Source organism: Methylobacterium sp. GC_Met_3, from assembly GCF_026540775.1.
In the GTDB taxonomy this organism is placed as follows: domain Bacteria; phylum Pseudomonadota; class Alphaproteobacteria; order Rhizobiales; family Beijerinckiaceae; genus Methylobacterium.
Window position 1 is genome coordinate 153,805 of the sequence record NZ_JALNUL010000009.1, and the last position, 15,071, is coordinate 168,875.

Annotated in this window: 11 protein-coding genes and 1 tRNA gene; 9 read left to right on the plus strand and 3 right to left on the minus strand. The window is 70.8% G+C overall.

Translation table 11 applies throughout. The features are described from left to right. Positions 1 to 257 precede the first annotated feature (257 nt). The 5 genes from OXS27_RS14320 (at position 258) to OXS27_RS14340 (ending at position 8,635) form a co-directional block, all read left to right on the plus strand. Complete coding sequence (locus OXS27_RS14320; RefSeq protein ID WP_267356827.1) at positions 258 to 1,304, plus strand: helix-turn-helix domain-containing protein; 1,047 nt, start codon at positions 258 to 260, stop codon at positions 1,302 to 1,304. Positions 1,305 to 1,441: 137 nt separating this feature from the next. Beyond that, a complete protein-coding gene (locus tag OXS27_RS14325) occupies positions 1,442 to 1,747 on the plus strand; it encodes a hypothetical protein (RefSeq protein WP_243923969.1) in 306 nt (101 codons plus the stop codon). A gap of 137 nt (positions 1,748 to 1,884) precedes the next feature. Beyond that, positions 1,885 to 3,219, plus strand: coding sequence for an efflux RND transporter periplasmic adaptor subunit (locus tag OXS27_RS14330; protein WP_267356829.1), 1,335 nt, complete (start codon positions 1,885 to 1,887; stop codon positions 3,217 to 3,219). 10 nt (positions 3,220 to 3,229) lie between these two features. Next, entirely contained in the window at positions 3,230 to 6,436 is a 3,207-nt protein-coding gene (locus OXS27_RS14335) for a CusA/CzcA family heavy metal efflux RND transporter (RefSeq protein WP_267356831.1), read from the plus strand. A gap of 201 nt (positions 6,437 to 6,637) precedes the next feature. Beyond that, positions 6,638 to 8,635 carry a HAMP domain-containing methyl-accepting chemotaxis protein gene (locus tag OXS27_RS14340; RefSeq protein WP_267356833.1) on the plus strand — a complete coding sequence of 666 codons (1,998 nt, stop codon included), beginning with the start codon at positions 6,638 to 6,640 and terminating at the stop codon, positions 8,633 to 8,635. 81 nt (positions 8,636 to 8,716) lie between these two features. On the opposite strand, the gene OXS27_RS14345 is transcribed toward OXS27_RS14340, so the two are convergent. The 3 genes from OXS27_RS14345 to OXS27_RS14355 all read right to left on the minus strand — a co-directional run bounded on the left by OXS27_RS14345 (position 8,717) and on the right by OXS27_RS14355 (position 9,860). Beyond that, complete coding sequence (locus OXS27_RS14345) at positions 8,717 to 8,851, minus strand: hypothetical protein (RefSeq protein WP_267356835.1); 135 nt, start codon at positions 8,849 to 8,851, stop codon at positions 8,717 to 8,719. Positions 8,852 to 8,938: 87 nt separating this feature from the next. Continuing rightward, complete coding sequence (locus tag OXS27_RS14350) at positions 8,939 to 9,151, minus strand: TOBE-like domain-containing protein (RefSeq protein WP_160532927.1); 213 nt, start codon at positions 9,149 to 9,151, stop codon at positions 8,939 to 8,941. Positions 9,152 to 9,784: 633 nt separating this feature from the next. Further along, positions 9,785 to 9,860: transfer RNA gene (locus OXS27_RS14355), tRNA-Ile, on the minus strand. Positions 9,861 to 10,109: 249 nt separating this feature from the next. Between OXS27_RS14355 and OXS27_RS14360 the strand changes: the two genes are divergently transcribed. From OXS27_RS14360 to ytfQ, 4 genes are all read left to right on the plus strand, one after another. Continuing rightward, on the plus strand, positions 10,110 to 10,604 hold the full coding sequence (locus OXS27_RS14360) for a (2Fe-2S)-binding protein (RefSeq protein WP_243923962.1): 495 nt from the start codon (positions 10,110 to 10,112) through the stop codon (positions 10,602 to 10,604). Then, positions 10,601 to 11,644, plus strand: coding sequence for a xanthine dehydrogenase family protein subunit M (locus OXS27_RS14365; protein ID WP_267356838.1), 1,044 nt, complete (start codon positions 10,601 to 10,603; stop codon positions 11,642 to 11,644). The genes OXS27_RS14360 and OXS27_RS14365 overlap by 4 nt, the downstream gene beginning before the upstream one ends. A gap of 10 nt (positions 11,645 to 11,654) precedes the next feature. Continuing rightward, a complete protein-coding gene (locus tag OXS27_RS14370) occupies positions 11,655 to 13,916 on the plus strand; it encodes a xanthine dehydrogenase family protein molybdopterin-binding subunit (protein WP_267356840.1) in 2,262 nt (753 codons plus the stop codon). A 171-nt stretch (positions 13,917 to 14,087) separates the two neighbouring features. Next, positions 14,088 to 15,053: a galactofuranose ABC transporter, galactofuranose-binding protein YtfQ gene (gene ytfQ, locus OXS27_RS14375; protein ID WP_276592668.1), complete on the plus strand. Its 966-nt coding sequence runs from the start codon at positions 14,088 to 14,090 to the stop codon at positions 15,051 to 15,053. Positions 15,054 to 15,071 lie beyond the last annotated feature (18 nt).

Here is a 15,071-nt window from a genome sequence, read left to right on the forward strand (position 1 = left end):
TCGCCGGTCTCACGATCGTGCACCGTCCCGTCCCGCGGCCGCCCGGCCCGCGGGACGTGTCGTATCGGGCCCGCGCTCCTGAACGCAGCATTGCACTGCGGAATCCGTCATCCGGCTGACCGGCCCAGAGTGGCGCGTCCCCGGGGCGAGCGAGGGTCGATCAGGTCGGCACCGGTGCGCCGTTTCTTGGGAGCCCGATATCCTGTAAGATGATCGCCCGGGTGACTACTCCGGCGGGGAACTGAATAGTACGAGTGATGCGGCCGAACTCAGTACTGCAACTTCAAGACGAACGCCCAGGTCTTCATCAGGCCACGGCCTGGCGCGATGCCGTCGCACCGTTCTGGAGCTTCGCGGTCCGCAAGGAGGATCTGGCGGAGTTCCGCGGGCGCTCGCAGGTCCAGCATCTCGGGAACGCGATCCTCTGCCGGGCCAGCGCCTCGGGCCTGCAGTTCACCCGCGACCGCGCCCTCGTGGCCCGCATGGGCATCGATCATGTCCTGGCGCATGTGCGCCTGGCCGGCCGGTCCCAGGTCGCGGCCGGGGGCAGCGAGCAGGCTTGCGATCCGGGCGACATCTGCCTGCTCGACCTGTCGCGGCCCCTCTCCGCCCGGTCCACGGACTATCAGGCCCTGACGGTGGTGCTGCCGCGCGGGCTCTTCGGCGCGAATCAGGGCGTGCTCGACGCGCTCCACGGCCGAATCATCCGCGGCGCGACCCCGTTCGGCCGGATGCTGAACGATCATCTGCGGGCCCTCGACGCGCACGCCCCCGGCTTCTCGGATCGGGAGGCCGCGGCGGCCGCGCAGGCGACGGCCATGCTCCTCGGCGCGGCAGTCTCCAGCCTGCCCGCGGAGGAACGGCCCGGTCGCGCCCCGGACGGCGCCCCGATCCTGCTCGCCCTGCGCCGGTTCATCGAGGCCGAACTGGCCACCCCCGACCTGAACGCCGAGGCGCTCGGCCAATCCTTCGGGATCTCGCGCAGCGCCCTGTACCGCCTGTTCGTCCCGCTCGGGGGCGTGTCCGGCTACATCCGTCAGCGCCGGCTCGCCCGCGCCTATCAGGATCTCGCCAGCGACGGGCGCGGCGCCCGCGTCTCGGAGGTGGCGTATCGCTGGGGCTTCGAGAGCCCCGCGCATTTCGCCCAGGCCTTCCGCGCCGCCTTCGGCCACGCGCCCCGGGATGTCCGGACCCGGGGCCCGGCCCGGAGCGTGACGCCGACCCCGGCGGAGGCCGCCGCGGCTTCGGATCGCGCGGAGAACTGGCCTGATTTCTACGACTGGGTCCTCCGGCTGGCCGCCTGATCGGGGCCATCGGCGCGCGTGTGACTTCGGCTCCTTGTGTTCCTGACCCCGCATCGACCATAAGACCCGCGATGGGCTTCGGGGTTCGGCATAGGCGCTCCGTGCGGGCGCGCGGCTGGTGGGCGATCGCCGTCCGCATGCTCGCGCTCGTCCTGACGCTGTCGGTCGCCGGGCTGGGCGTCGGCCATGCGGCGGATCTCGCCTTCCATGCGGGCAGCCAGCATGCCCGGAGCGAGGGCGCTGTCCTCGACGCGCCGGCCTCGTCCACCGCCGTCGATCCCGGCCTTGCCGCGCATGTTCATTGTGGCTGTCATCTGGCGGCCCGCCTGGAGGGCGGCATGATGGTGCCGCCGCCCGTGCCGGGCCGGGCCCTGCGGGCTCGCCTCGTCCAGGGCCGCCCCTCCGTCGATCCCGACCGGCTGCCGCGGCCCCCGCGCGCGTGAGCTGACGCCGCCCACCGGCGCGCGTCCCGTCCGGAGGCCTGAACCGGCCCCGGGCCCACCCTCACGCGAAACCTGAACGGGACATCCGGGGCCGCCACGCGGCATCCCGCCGTCCCGGCCGCTTCTATGGCCGATCCATGCGCATCCTCCTGTCCGCCGCTGTCTGTGCGCTCTTTCTGGCCGCGGGCATCGCCCTCGGCGCCGCCGTGCCCGCCCTCCCCGCCCTCCTCCGGCAGGCCCTCGACGGCACCGGGCTCGGCCCGGACGGCCGCGATCGCGCCGTGGCAACGGACCGGCCGAGGACCGGCGCCGACAGCCAACCGCACGATGACCCGTCGCACGACGACCATCCCCACGGAGCGGAACACGCGGCCGATCACGCGCAGGACGTGATTCGGATGCGGGCCGACCAGATCACCGGCCAGGACATCGCGACACAGCGGGTCGGCGGCGGCACGCTGGCGCGCCACCTTCTGGTCCCTGGTACCATCACCCCCGACACCGACCGGATCGCCCGCGTCCCCGCCCGGGTGGTCGGCACCGTGGCGGAGATGCGCAAGCGCCTCGGCGACGCCGTGCAGGCGAACGAGGTCGTGGCGATCCTCGACAGCCGGGAGGTCGCCGACGCCAAGAGCGAGTTCCTGACCGCCCAGGTCCAGGCCGAATTGCAGACGATCAACTTCGAGCGCCAGCAGAAGCTGCTTGCCTCGCGCAGCGCCTCGGAGGCCGCCTTCGAGACCGCCCGGGCCGCCTATCTGGAGACCCGGCTGCGGGTCGATCTCGCCCGCCAGAAGCTGTCGGCGCTCGGCCTCGATGCCGCCGAGGTGGCGGCCGCCCAGAAGCGCGACGAGGCCACGCCCAACCAGTCGAGCCTGCGCCGCTATCCCCTGCGGGCGCCGCTCGCCGGCCGGATCGTCGAGCGCAAGGTCGATGTCGGCACCGCGGTCGGCAAGGAGGGCGACCCGGCCGACCTCTACACGGTGGCGGACCTCTCGACGGTCTGGATCGAGCTGTCGGTGCCCACCCTCGATCTCGCTCAGGTGCGGGAGGGCGCCCGCGTCGCCGTCACCCCGGGCCGGGCCGGCGCGGCGGAGAAGCGAGCCGAGGGCCGCGTGATCTTCGTGAGCCCCTTCCTCAACGCCGATACCCGCTCGGCCCGGGTGGTGGTGACGCTGCCGAACCCCGATGGCGCGTGGCGGCCTGGCACCTTCGTAACCGCCGAGGTCGAGATCGCCCGGGACACGGTCCCGGTCCGGATCCCCAAGGCGGCCGTCCAGACGATCGAGGGCAAGAGCGTGGTGTTCGTGCGCAACGCCGACGGCTTCGAGAAGCGGCCGGTCGAACTCGGGCCCTCCGACGACGAGGCCTACGCGGTCACCGCCGGGCTCGAGCCCGGTGCCGAGATCGCGACCGGCAACACCTTCCTGCTGAAGGCCGAGCTCGGCAAGGCCGATGCCGACCACGACCATTGAGGACCGCGCCATGATCAGCCGCATCCTCGCCGTCTCGGTCCGCCAGCACTGGCTGGTGCTGCTCCTCGTGCTGCTGGCATCGGGCTTCGGCGCCGTCGCCCTGTCGAAGCTGCCGATCGACGCGGTGCCCGACATCACCAACAACCAGGTGCAGATCAACACCCTGGCGCCCTCGCTCTCGCCGGTCGATGTCGAGCGGCAGGTCACCTACCCGGTCGAGACCGCGCTCGCCGGCATCAAGGGCCTCGAGTACACCCGCTCGCTCTCGCGCAACGGCTTCTCGCAGGTCACCGCGGTCTTCGCCGAGAGCCTCGACATCTACTTCGCCCGCCAGCAGGTCGCCGAGCGCCTCGCCCAGGTGCGGGAGGATCTGCCCTCCGGGGTCGAGCCGCGGATGGGGCCGATCTCCACCGGCCTCGGGGAGGTCACCATGTGGTCGGTCCGCTACGCGCCGCCGGACGCACGCGCGACCGTGCCGGCGGGGAAGCCGGGCTGGCAGCCGGACGGCAGCTACCGGACCCTGGAGGGCCAGGATCTCAAGACGGAGCTGGAGCAGGTCGCCTACCTGCGCACGGTCGAGGACTGGATCATCCGGCCGCAGATCAAGGCGGTGCCGGGCGTCGCCGGCGTCGATGGGATCGGCGGCTTCGAGAAGCAGTACCACGTCCAGCCGGACCCGACGAAGCTCACCGCTCTCGACCTGTCCTTCGCGGACGTCGCCCGGGCGCTCCAGGCCAACAATGCCAACCAGGGCGCCCGCTACCTGGAGGACAATGGCGAGAGCTACGTGGTGCGCGCGGCCGGGCGCCTGGAAAGCCCGGAGGCGATCGCCGACGTGGTGGTGGCGAGCCGCGGCGGCGTCCCGGTGCGGATCCGCGATGTCGCCACGGTGCGGATCGGGCGCGACCTGCGCACCGGCTCGGCCAGCGAGAACGGGCAGGAGACCGTGATCGGCACCGCCCTGATGCGGATCGGCGAGAACAGCCGCACGGTGGCGGCCGCCGTCGGCACCCGCCTGGACCAGATCCAGCGTGCCCTGCCCCCCGGCATCGTGGTCGAGACTGTGCTCGACCGGACGCAGCTCGTCGAGGCGACGATCCGCACGGTGGCAAAGAACCTCGCGGAGGGCGCGGCCCTCGTGATCGTCGTGCTGTTCCTGCTGCTTGGCAACATCCGGGCGGCGCTGATTGCGGCCTTGGTCATCCCGGTCGCCATGCTGATGACCGTGACCGGCATGGTCGAAGGAAAGATCTCGGCCAACCTGATGAGCCTCGGGGCGCTCGATTTCGGGCTGATCGTCGACGGGGCGGTGATCATCACCGAGAACGCGCTGCGCCATCTCGCCGAGCGGCAGCACGCCATCGGGCGTGCCCTCACGGTGGAGGAGCGCCTGGAGACCGTGCGGGACTCCGCCGAGGAGATGATCAAGCCGTCCCTCTATGGGCAGGCCATCATCATCCTGGTCTACGTGCCGCTCCTGACCTTCTCGGGGGTCGAGGGCAAGATGTTCCAGCCGATGGCGCTCACCGTCATCCTGGCGCTGGCGGCGGCCTTCGTGCTGTCGCTGACCTTCGTGCCGGCCCTGATCGCCATCGCGCTCACCGGCCGGGTCACCGAGGCGGAGAGCCCGATCCTCCGGGGCCTGAAGGCGCTGTACCGGCCGGTGCTGGCCGCGGCGATCCGGGCGCCCGCAACCTTCGTCGGGGCGGCTTTGCTGCTGCTCGTCGGCGCCGGGCTGCTGGCCGCCCGGCTCGGCACCGAGTTCATCCCGTTGCTCGACGAGAAGAGCATCGCGCTCAACGCCACCCGGATCCCCTCGACATCGCTGACGCAGTCGCAGGCGATGCAGCTCAAGGTCGAGCGGGCCATCGCCAAATTTCCGCAGGTCGCCACGGTGTTCTCCAAGACCGGCACCGCCGAGGTCGCCACCGACCCGATGCCGCCGAATTCCTCCGACACGTTCGTGATGCTCAAGCCTCAGGCGGACTGGCCCGATCCGGGCCTCACGAAGGCCGAACTGCAGGAGCGGATCGAGGCGGCTTTGGGGGACCTCGCCGGCAACGTCTACGAGTTCTCCCAGCCGATCCAGCTGCGCTTCAACGAGCTGCTCGCCGGCACCCGGGGCGACCTCGCCGTCAAGGTGTTCGGCGAGGCCTTCGCGCCGATGCTGGAGACCGCCAACCGGATCGCCGCGATCCTGCGCGGGATCCCGGGCGCCGACGACGTGAAGGTCGAGCAGATTGCCGGCCTGCCGGTGTTCGAGATCACGATCGACCGGGAGGAGGCGGCGCGGCTGGGCCTCAGCACCGGGGCGATCCAGGAGGTGATCGGCGCGGCCATGGGCGGGCGGGACGCGGGCATCGTGTTCGAAGGCGACCGGCGCGTGCCGATCGTGGTGCGGCTGACCGATCAGGTGCGCGAGGACCGGGAGGCCCTGGAGAACCTGCCGGTGCCGCTTCCTCCGGGTCCGAACGGCCGGGCCGCCTCCGTGCTGCTGCGGCAGGTGGCGCGCTTCTCGGTGAGCGAGGGGCCGAACCAGATCAGCCGCGAGAACGGCCGGCGGCGCGTCGTCGTCACCGCCAATGTCCGCGGGCGCGACATCGGCTCTCTGGTGGCGGAGGCGCAGGCGAAGGTCGCCGAACAGGTGGCTCTGCCGGCGGGTGCATCCCTCACCTGGGGCGGACAATTCGAAAACCTCGCCTCGGCGCGGGCGCGCCTCGCCGTGGTGGTGCCGGTCTGCTTCGGGCTGATTTTCCTGCTGCTCACCGCGGCGCTCGGCCGGGCGCGCGACGCGCTCCTGGTATTCAGCGCCGTGCCCCTGGCGCTGACCGGTGGGATCGCGGCCCTGTGGCTGAGGGGGATGCCGCTCTCGGTGCCGGCGGCGGTGGGCTTCATCGCGCTCTCGGGCGTGGCGGTGCTGAACGGCCTCGTGATGCTGACCTTCATCAAGCAGCTGGTCACCGAAGGACGGCCGCTGCCGGCGGCGATCCGCGAGGGCGCCCTCACCCGGCTGCGCCCCGTGGCGATGACCGCGCTGGTCGCCTCCCTGGGCTTCGTGCCGATGGCGCTGGCCACCGGTACCGGCGCGGAGGTGCAGCGCCCGCTCGCCACCGTGGTGATCGGCGGCCTGATCAGCGCCACGCTGCTGACCCTGGTGGTGCTGCCGGCGCTCTACGCGCGCTTCGGGCGCGCGGGTGTTGCGGTGTCCCCCCACTGATCCGCGCGGGGCCACGCCGCCGGCACCGCTCCGGGACCACGACACTCCGGGCGCCTCCGTCGGATGGATGGCGCCGCGTCGCGGATCGGCCGGCACGGTCTCATCGTGTCGCGATGGAGATTTCGGAGAGCGGGCGTGGATTAAAAGTCTATGGCAAGATCGCCCCGCGCCCCGATTCGGCGAATCACTACGGGTTATACGATGAATATTGGTATAAGATCACGTCTTTATGCTGGTTTTGGTATAGTTATGGCGTTTGTGGCCAGCGTAAATATATATATGATTTACCAGCAAGGGCTCATCAACGAACAATACGATAAGCGAATCCAGTTCGAATCGGGGGTGCGGAGCGCCATCCAGCTCGCCGGCCTCGCCGAACGTCTGATCGGCGAGGCCGGCCTTTACCGGTTCGCGCCGAAGCCGGAGCGGATCGCCGGGATCGAGCAGGCGCGGCAGGCGATCGAGGAACTCGCCGAGGCGCGCCGTGCGGTCACCCAGTCCGACCAGCGGCGCGCGCTTTACGCGAGGACCCGCGACGATGCGAGAAGCGTGCGGCCGGCGCTGGAGCGCCTCGCGACAGCCGGTGCGGGCCTGAACGCGGCCAAGGACTTATTGTTCACGGGCGGCGACGCGCTGACCCACGCGACGAGCGCCTTGGTGGAGGCGGTGCGCGCCCGAGCCGATCGAAATATTCTCAGCCGCGCCCAGGATGTCGAGAGCGCCGTGTTGCTGGTTCGCGTCGCCAACTGGCGCTTCCTGGCGACCGGCGACCCGAAGGGGCCGGCCACGTTCGCCGCCAATGCCGCGAAGGCTCAGCGCGCCGTGGAGACCCTCGTGGAGGCCGCCAGCACCGAATCCCTGGCGGCCCCGATCGAGGCGGTCAACGCCGCACTGGCCGGCTACGTCGACAAGTTCGGGGCTTATGTCGCGGCGATGGAGCTGGCGAACACGGCCTACGAGTCGGGCATCGCGGCGCCTGCGGTGACGATCAATCAATCCGCCCAGGCCCTGCGCGCCGACATCGAGCGCTCCCTCAAGGACAGTGAAGCCGCCACGGCTGCCTACGTGGCGGCAGCCCGTCAGATTCAGATCGGTTCGGCGGTCCTGGTCCTGGTGATCGGCGGAGCGCTGGCCTTCCTCATCGCCCGCAGCATCGTCCGGCCGGTCGGCGGCATGACCGAGGCGATGGCACGGCTGGCGGCGGGCGACACCGCCGTCGCGGTGCCCTCGCAGGATGCGGCCGGGGAACTGGGCGCCATGGCCGAGGCCGTGGAGGTGTTCCGGCAGAACGCCATCACCCGGGCGGAGCTGGAGGCCGCGCAGGCCACCGAGCAGGAGGCGCGGCTGCGCCGGGTCGAGCGGGTCGATCAGCTCGTCCGCACCTTTGAGCAGAGGGTCGCCCAATCGCTCGACGTCGTCACGGCGAGCGCCACCGAACTCGACGCCACGGCGCGCTCCATGACCCGGGTCGCCGACGACACCAACACGCAGGCGGTCGCCTCCAGCGCCGCCGCTGAGCAGACGGCCACCAACGTCCAGACCGTGGCGGCCGCCGCCGAGGAGATGGTGTCCTCGCTCCAGGAGGTCGAGCGGCAGGTGGTGCGTTCCAACGAGGTCGCGGGCTTTGCCGCCCACGAAGCGGAGGCGAGCAACGCCGCCATGGCGAGCCTGCGCGCGGCCGCCGAGCAGATCGGCGCGGCCGTGACGACGATCTCCGGCATCGCGGGCCAGACCAACCTGCTCGCGCTCAACGCCACGATCGAGGCGGCGCGCGCCGGCGAGGCGGGTCGGGGCTTCGCCGTGGTCGCCGCCGAGGTGAAGGAACTGGCCGGCCAGACCGCGAAGGCGACCGACGAGATCGGCGGCCAGATCGCCGCGATCCAGGCGGCCACCGCCCAGGCCGCGGAGGCGATGCAGCAGATCGCGCGTACGATCGCGAGCGTGAGCGAGATCAGCGGCTCGATCGCCTCGACGGTGGTGGAGCAGACGGCGGCGACCAGCGAGATCTCGCGCAATGCCAGTCAGGCCGCGCGGGGGACGCAGGACGTGTCGTCCAACGTGACCCGGGTGCTGGCAGCCGCCGGCGAGACCGGCAGCGCGGCCGCGCAGGTGCTGAACGCGGCGACCGAGCTGGCCAAGCAGTCGCTGGCTGTCAAACAGGAGGTGGACGGCTTCCTGCGCGAGATCCGGGCCGCCTGACCGGGGTCCTGCGCCCGGACTCCGCTGCGGCCTTGCACCGCGCCGGAGCCGGGCCGCGCGGAGCTTGGCGGCCTGTCGCCGTCAGGCCGGGAGGAGGTGCAGCACCCCGCCGAGCACCCCGACGCCGAGCAGCCCGGCGATGATGTACAGCCGCATGCGGCTCGCGTCGGGCTCGGACGACAGGGGGGCGTCCTCGGGCAGGTCAAACCAGTCCATCGGATGATCGCGTCGGGGTGGAACAGCGGGGAGAGCCCCCTTAACCCCGCCCGATGACGCTTGAGCGACCGGTTCGGTCCCGCGCCGTCACGGCTTCACGAGCAGCACGTTCACCGCCTTCGCGAGCACGTGCACGGTGTCGCCCTCCTTGAGGCCGAGTTCCTCAAGCGAATCGACGGTCATCACCGAGGCCATGCGGTAGGTGGTGCCGACGAGTTCCACCTCGACCTGAGCCATCACGCCCCCGCGCTTGATCGCCGTCACCGTGGCGGGGATGTCGTTGCGCGCGCCATGCTTCATGGACCGTCCTCGTGTCGCTGCCGTCATGTCGGCTGCGGCCCAACACGTGGGCGAGGGCGGGGGTTCAACGGGTGAGGCCAGGATCCGCCGCAGCCGGTGCCGCTCCGCCGGCCGGACCTAGATTGCCCCGCGGAAAGCCGACCGCATCGGTCACCGCCTGGCAGACGCGCTGCGCTGCAGTATCCGCAATCCGGATCTACCTGCGCGGCGGTGGCATTGACGACGTGTGCTGTTGTCTGTCCGACTCTGTTGAAATCTACGATTGCCATTTGGGCAAAAATATGATCGAATACTTATAAGCGTAATATCATCGCGTTGACTGAAACTGCTTGCGGAGCTGGGAGCTCCGCGGGGAGGTTGCCCGTGTACGCTGTCACCAAAATCGGCAAGACAGCGAATTGGGAGCTGATTGTTGTATTCGGCGGATGGATCGCGTTCGAGGTTCTGATCCTTCTCGTCTGCACGATATCGATGTCATAGGGCCATCGGCATCGTGGATGCGGAGGTTCTTCTGCTGGATGCTTGGATGCGCGGCGATCGTTGCGATCGGCGACATCGGGCCGATCCAAGACCAGCCTGCGGGCCAAGACCAGCCTGCGGGACGAGCAAACCGGGCTGGCGCGTGGTCTAAGCTGGTGGGCCCGGCAGGACTCGAACCTGCAACCAGACCGTTATGAGCGGTCGGCTCTAACCATTGAGCTACAGGCCCGGTGGAGGAAATCCCCCCGCAAACCGATACCCGAATGGCCCGGCTTCGTCACCCCGTCCGGCTCCGGAAGAGTGCACCAAGTCTGCCGACAAAGTCCGTCCTCGGCTTTCGGCAGCCCGTCAATCCTGCAGAGTGGCGCAGCCTGCGCGGGTCGTGAGCTTGCGCACATCGTCGTTTGCTGAAGGTCTCGCCGCCGAGTCCGGCCCAGCTATCTGTAACGGTTCCAGCCTTCGCAAAGCCGGGACCGCCATGACCATTCCCCTCAGGCTCACCCTGAATGGGCAGCCGCGCGAGATCGCCCTCGACGATCCGCGGGTGACCCTCCTCGACCTCCTGCGCGAGCGCCTCGGCCTGACCGGCGCCAAGAAGGGCTGCGACCGTGGCCAGTGCGGCGCCTGCACGGTGCTGGTGGACGGGCGGCGGATCAATGCCTGCCTGACCCTCGCCGCGAGCCTCGACGGAGCCGAGATCCTGACCATCGAGGGGCTCGCCGAGGGCGACACGCTCCACCCGGTCCAGGCCGCCTTCATCGCCCATGACGGCTTCCAGTGCGGCTTCTGCACCCCCGGCCAGATCATGAGCGCGGTCGGACTGATCCGCGAGGGCCAGGCCGGCACCGATCCCGAGCGCATCCGTGAGGGCATGAGCGGCAATCTCTGCCGCTGCGGTGCCTATGCCGGCATCCTCGATGCGGTTCAGGACGCGGCGGCCCGGACGACCGAGCAGCGGGAGGACGCGGCGTGAAAACCTTCGACTACATCCGCCCCGCGAGCGTGCCCGAGGCCGTGGCGGCCGGGCAGGTACCGGGCACCGCCTTCCTGGCCGCCGGCACCAACCTGGTCGACCTGATGAAGGGCGGCGTCGCGACCCCCGAGCGGATCGTCGACATCACCCGCCTGCCCGGCCTGTCGTCGATCGAGCGTCTGCCGGACGGCGCCACTCGGATCGGCGCGCTGGTGCGCAACAGCGACCTCGCCTACGACCCGATGTTCGAAAAAACCTACCCGATGGTGGCTGAGGCCCTGCTGGCCGGCGCCTCGGCGCAGCTGCGCAACGCCGCGACCGTCGGCGGCAACCTGATGCAGCGCACCCGCTGCCAATACTTCACCGATGCGGTCTCGCCCTGCAACAAGCGCGCCCCCGGCTCCGGCTGCGCGGCGCTCGGGCATGCCACCCGCATCCACGCGGTCCAGGGCTGGACCGAGCACTGCATCGCCACCCACCCGTCCGATTTCTGCGTGCCGCTCGCCGCCCTCGACGCGGTGGTGGAGATCTCCGGGCCGGACGGCACGCGCGAGGTGCCCCTCACCGCGTTCCACCTGCTGCCCGGCGACCATCCGGAGCGGGAGACCGAGTTGCGGCCCGGCGAACTGATCACCGCCCTGCGCCTGCCCCCCGAGGCGGCATCTTTCCGGGGCCACGCCCGCTATCTCAAGGTCCGCGACCGCACCTCCTACGCCTTCGCGGTGGTCTCGGCGGCGGCCGCCCTCACCCTGGAGGCCGGCGGCCGAATCGCCCAGGCCCGGCTGGCCCTCGGCGGGCTGGCGCTGAAGCCCTGGCGGGTGGCGGAGGCCGAAGCCGTGCTGGCCGGACAGGCACCCTCCCCCGAGGCCTACGCCAAGGCCGCCGACGCGGCGCTCGCCGGGGCCAAGCCCACCGGCGAGGCCAACGCCTTCAAGATCGAACTCGCCCGCCGGGTGGCGATCCGCGCCCTCACCCAGGCCGCCGCGGGCACGCCCGCCCGCATCCCGGCGCTCCCCGCCTCCCCGTTCGGCATCGTCTGAGGAGACCCGCATGACCGCGACCGCCTCGCCTTCGACCCTCCCCGCCGGCGGTGTCCGCCACGGCTCCAGCATCGGCCAGCCGCTCACCCGGCGCGACGGCCCCCTGAAGGTGACGGGCCAGGCCCGCTTCTCCGCCGACAACCTGCCCCCCGGCACGCTCCATGCCGCGCTCTGCGTCGCCCGGATCGCGAAGGGCCGCGTCACCGGCCTCGACGTGGCGGCCGCCGCGGCGCATCCCGGAATCGTCGCGGTGATGACGCCGGAGAACGCGCCGAAGCTCGCCAAGGACCCGGACGCCAAGGACGGCCCGTTCACCTTCCGCCTCGATCTCTTGCAGAACGATCGGGTCCGCTACGCCAACCAGCCGATCGCCGTGGTGATCGCCGAGACCCTGGAGGCGGCGACCGAGGGTGCCCGGCTGCTCGCCCCGACCTACGCGGCCGAGACGCCGCGGATCGGGCTCGATGCCGGCGAGGTCTTCACTCCGCCCTCCGTGGGCGTCGGTGCGCCCGCGGCCGAGTCCGATGGCGACGTCGAGGCCGGGCTTGCCGCCGCGTCCAAGACGATCGCGGCCACCTACGAGACCCCGGCCCAGTATCACAACGCCATGGAGCCGCACGCGGCCGTGGCCAGCTGGGAGGGGAATCGGCTGACGCTCCTGATGCCGACCCAGGCGCTGGCCATGTCGCAGGGCCGGCTCGCCGGGCTGTTCGGCATCACCCCCGACGACATCCACATCGAGAGCCCCTACCTCGGCGGCGGCTTCGGCTCGAAGGGCGTGCCCGCCGGGCCGCAGGTGCTGGCCTGCATGGCGGCGAAGCTCGTGGGCAAGCCGGTGAAGCTCGTGCCGACCCGGACCCAGATGTACGGCCCGATGGGCCATCGCGGCCCGACCCGGCAGACCCTGCGCCTCGGCACCGATGCGGCCGGCAAGCTTACGGCGCTCGACCACCACATCCTCACCGCCTCGTCGAGCTTCGACGACTTCTTCGAGCCGGCGGGCCGGGCGACCAGCACCCTCTACGCGAGCCCGGCCCTCGCGATCCGGCACGAAGCCGTGCGCCTCGATACCGGGACGCCGCTGTTCATGCGCGCGCCCGGCGAGGCCACCGGCAGCGTCGCCCTGGAGAGCGCGCTGGACGAGATGGCGCACGAACTCGGCATGGACCCGCTGGAGTTCCGGCTGGCCAACTACGCCGAGGTCGAGCCGATCACCGGAAAGCCGTTCTCCTCGAAGGCCCTGCAGGAATGCTACCGCCGCGGCGCCGAGGCGTTCGGCTGGGCCGGGCGCCCGCTCCAGCCCCGCCAGACGCGCGACAAGGACGGGTTCCTGGTCGGCACCGGCATGGGCACCGCGACCTTCCCGGCCCTGATCTTCGAAGGCATGGCCCGGGCCGAGATCCGCGCCGACGGCACCGGCACGGTGGAACTCGGGGCGATCGACATGGGCCAGGGGGCCTGGACGGCGCTCGCCCAGATCGCCGCCGACGGGCTCGGGATCGGGATGGACGCCCTCACCTTCCGGATGGGGTCTTCCGATCTGCCGAATGCCGGCATCGCGGGCGGCTCCGGCCACACCGCCACGGCGGGCGGCGCGATCCATGCGGCGGCGGCCGACGTGATCCGGCAACTCGCGGATCTCGCCACCAACGACCCCGCCTCGCCGCTCTACGGCGCGGGCAATGCCGGCGTGACCGCCGCCGACGGGCGCCTGACCCGGCGCGACGACCCGAGCCGGGGCGAATCCGTCACCGACATCCTCGCCCGGGCCGGCCGGGCCAGCATCGAGGGCCAGGGCAAGGCCGGGGCCGATCCGGCCGCGCAGGCCTCTTACGCCATGCACGCCCACGGAGCGGTCTTCGCCGAGGTCAAGGTCGATCCCGATCTCGGCCAGATTCGGGTGAGCCGCCTCGTCGGCGCCTTCGCGGCGGGCCGGGTGATCAACCCGCGGCTGGTCCAGAGCCAGTATTACGGCGGGATGATCTGGGGCCTGTCCTTCGCCCTGCACGAGCGGGCCGAGATGGACCCGCGCACAGGCCGCTTCCTCAACGACAACCTCGCCGAATACCATGTGCCGGTGAACGCCGACGTGCCCGCCATGGAGGCGATCCTGGTCCACGAGGACGACGCGGTGGTGAACAACCTGGGCGTGAAGGGCGTCGGCGAGATCGGTATCACCGGCACGGTCGGGGCCATCGCCAACGCGATCTGGCACGCCACCGGCGTGCGGGTGCGCGAGATGCCGATTACGCTCGACAAGCTGCTGGTCTGATCCCAGCGATCGGGCTCAGAAACTCAGACAAACCAGACGATCTGAAACATCCCGATGCATCGGGATGGCACGATACCTCTCTGCGGCTATTCAGCGCGGCGCCCATATGTCATACATATGCGGGTCGACCGCTCTGAAGAGGCGGCGGCCGCAATCCAGGGGGGACGTGTCATGAGGGAATCGGTTTCCATCAAGGCTTTGCTCGTGGGCGCGATGCTCGCGTGGGGTGGTGCGGCCCAGGCGGCCTCGCTGACCGTCGGCTTCTCGCAGATCGGCTCGGAATCCGGCTGGCGCGCCGCCGAGACCACGGTGACCAAGGCCGAGGCCAAGAAACGCGGCATCACCGTCAAGATCGCCGACGCGCAGCAGAAGCAGGAGAACCAGATCAAGGCGATCCGCTCCTTCGTGGCGCAGGGGGTCGATGGGATCCTGCTTGCGCCCGTGGTCGCCACCGGCTGGGACGCGGTGCTCAAGGAAGCCCGGGACGCCAAGATCCCGGTGATCCTGCTCGACCGCGACATCGACCCGGCCGGCAAGGACCTCACCCTCACCGCCGTCACCTCCGACAGCGTCGAGGAGGGCCGCGTCGCCGGCAACTGGCTGGCCAAGACGGTCGGCGAAAAACCCTGCAACGTGGTCGAGCTGCAGGGCACGGTCGGCGCCAGCGTCGCCACCAACCGCAAGAAGGGCTTCGACGCCGCCCTCGCATCCCACGCCAACCTCAAGCTGGTGCGCAGCCAGACCGGCGACTTCACCCGTGCCAAGGGCAAGGAGGTGATGGAGAGCTTCATCAAGGCCGAGGGCGGCCGCGCGATCTGCGCCGTCTACGCCCACAACGACGACATGATGGTCGGCGCCATCCAGGCCATGAAGGAGGCGGGCCTGAAGCCCGGCAAGGACATCCTGACGATCTCGATCGACGCGGTGCCCGACATCTTCAAGGCGATCGCGGCGGGCGAGGCCAACGCCACCGTCGAATTGACCCCCGACATGGCCGGCCCCGCCTTCGACGCGCTCAAGGCCTACAAGGACAAGGGCACCGTCCCGCCGAAGTGGATCCAGACCGAGTCGAAGCTCTACACGGCGGCCGACGATCCGCTGAAGGTCTACGAGAGCAAGAAGGGCCTGGGCTACTGACGCGCCCCGCGCCGCGAT